This is a genomic window from Vibrio sp. 10N.222.48.A3 (assembly GCF_041475345.1).
In the GTDB taxonomy this organism is placed as follows: Bacteria; Pseudomonadota; Gammaproteobacteria; order Enterobacterales; family Vibrionaceae; genus Vibrio; species Vibrio tasmaniensis_A.
Map to the genome: position 1 here is coordinate 1 of NZ_JBFRVX010000968.1, position 2,067 is coordinate 2,067.

The 2,067-nt window shown below is 44.2% G+C and carries 3 protein-coding genes and 1 pseudogene; all 4 read left to right on the top strand.

Annotated features, from left to right (window positions below; all coding sequences use genetic code 11):
• Nucleotides 1-107 (top strand): annotated as a pseudogene (locus AB4653_RS22520) (N-acetyltransferase); the annotation flags it as partial.
• Nucleotides 108-262: 155 nt separating this feature from the next.
• Complete coding sequence (locus tag AB4653_RS22525) at nucleotides 263-661, top strand: DNA polymerase III subunit psi (protein ID WP_009847529.1); 399 nt, start codon at nucleotides 263-265, stop codon at nucleotides 659-661.
• Nucleotides 654-1,109, top strand: a complete 456-nt coding sequence (gene rimI / locus AB4653_RS22530; RefSeq protein WP_009847528.1) for a ribosomal protein S18-alanine N-acetyltransferase — start codon at nucleotides 654-656, stop codon at nucleotides 1,107-1,109. The genes AB4653_RS22525 and rimI overlap by 8 nt, the downstream gene beginning before the upstream one ends.
• Before the next feature lie 172 nt (nucleotides 1,110-1,281).
• On the top strand, nucleotides 1,282-2,067 hold a 786-nt coding region (gene prfC, locus AB4653_RS22535; protein ID WP_372105379.1), incomplete at its 3' end, for a peptide chain release factor 3.

The following is a 2,067-nucleotide window of genomic DNA, read 5'->3' on the forward strand; positions in this document are numbered from 1 at the left end:
TTTGGGATGTGCCTGAAGGCGCTTTTCAAGCGATTGAGTTGGTAGAAGGGGCGTTTGCTGGGCATTCTGGTGAAATTGCTTACAGCCCAGAGTTCAACGACTTATAAGCTGATTTACCACTCAATAAGATACAAACTGATTTAGTCTAAATAAAGGAGCTTGATGCTCCTTTATTTTTTGTTAGTATCAGCCCCAATGAGCACCGTTTAAGTTCACTCGAAGAATATTAATACCAACAAACCAAAGGTTACGACCGCTAGATATGTCACAAACACACGCGCAATATCTACAAGAGATGGGCATTAGCCAATGGGAGTTAAGTCACCCAGAGCGTTTGGCTGGTTATGAATCTGAATTGACTCTGTTATCGAATGATTGCAAGTTACTGTTGGTTTCACCAGAAAAACCTCAGGATGATCTCGCCGTGATGTTTGAGCGAGTACTCAAAAGTATCAAGCTCGACTTATCTCAAGCTTTACACCTTCAACCGCAACACTTGTCTGCTGTGGATTTAAGTTCGGTTGAATGGGTATGGTTTGCTGGTTGCGAATCTGCCCATGAACTGAAGGCAAAAACACTTCAATCTCCATTACTGTCTGACATTAACGGTAATAACCAACATCGCCGCGACTTATGGCAACAAATTTGTGCTTATGACTAATCAACTTTTACCCACTTCAGAACAACACCTAGACGCAATTTGGCAAATTGAGCAGACCGCGCATTCTCATCCTTGGTCTGAAAATATGATCCGTGATCTTAATAGTCGTGGAGGCAGCCACCGTGTTTTAGAAGTCGATGGGCAAGTGGTCGGCTATTTCTATGCTCAGAACATTGTCGGTGAGGTTACTTTGCTGACGATAGCGGTTGACCCTAAGCAGCAAGGCAAAGGTTACGGTAAGGCTTTGGTTGAGCACTTTCTCGATATGTGTGAACAAGCTGACGCGGAAAGTGCTTGGCTGGAAGTTCGCGAAAGTAATGTGAATGCTTTTAATCTTTACGAGAAGGCTGGCTTTAATGAAGTCGACCGCCGTCGTAACTATTATCCAACCAAGCAAGGCAACGAAGACGCCATCATTATGAGCTATCTTTTTATGTCTTTTAGCTAGTCATGTTACGTCTTTTCGTGAACTAGACCGCTAGCTCCGGAATTAGCCACAAAATAGGGTGTAAACTGACCCTTTAGAAAGTGACACGCTTTCTGTATAATCCGCACACAGAATTCAAGGGCAAGTATTATCTACTTGCCCTTTTTACGCTTTAGATCAGCAAAGGGCGACTATGTCTTTCCAACAAGAAGTGAGCAAACGTAGAACGTTTGCGATTATCTCTCACCCGGATGCGGGTAAAACCACGATTACTGAAAAAGTTCTTTTATTCGGAAACGCGATTCAAAAAGCGGGTACCGTAAAAGGCCGTGGCTCTAACCAGCACGCTAAATCTGACTGGATGGAGATGGAAAAAGAACGTGGTATCTCGGTAACTACGTCTGTAATGCAATTCCCATACAACGATTGTCTAGTCAACCTACTCGATACTCCTGGACACGAAGATTTCTCGGAAGATACGTACCGTACATTAACCGCGGTTGACTCTTGTTTGATGGTTATCGATGCTGCAAAAGGTGTCGAGGATCGTACTCGTAAACTGATGGAAGTAACGCGTTTACGTGATACACCAATCGTAACGTTTATGAACAAACTTGACCGTGATGTTCGTGACCCAATGGAAGTGCTAGATGAAGTGGAAAGCGAGCTAGGTATGGCTTGTGCTCCAATCTCTTGGCCTATCGGTTGTGGTAAAGAGTTTAAAGGCGTTTACCACATTCACCGTGATGAAACGATCTTGTATGAATCTGGCCACGGCCATGAGATCCAAGAAGTTCGCATCATCAAAGGTCTAGATAACCCTGAACTAGACGAAGCTGTTGGCGAAGATCTGGCGAGCAGCGTTCGTGAAGAACTTGAATTGGTTATCGGCGCATGTCCTGAGTTTGATCACGAACTGTTCCTTGCTGGCGAATTGACTCCGGTTTACTTCGGTACTGCATTGGGTAACTTCGGTGTT

What these genes read in the sequence shown, in the direction of transcription:
- AB4653_RS22525 (WP_009847529.1), top strand. Translation starts at nt 263, where the DNA reads ATGTCACAAACACACGCGCAATATCTACAAGAGATGGGCATTAGCCAA.
- rimI (WP_009847528.1), top strand. Translation starts at nt 654, where the DNA reads ATGACTAATCAACTTTTACCCACTTCAGAACAACACCTAGACGCAATT.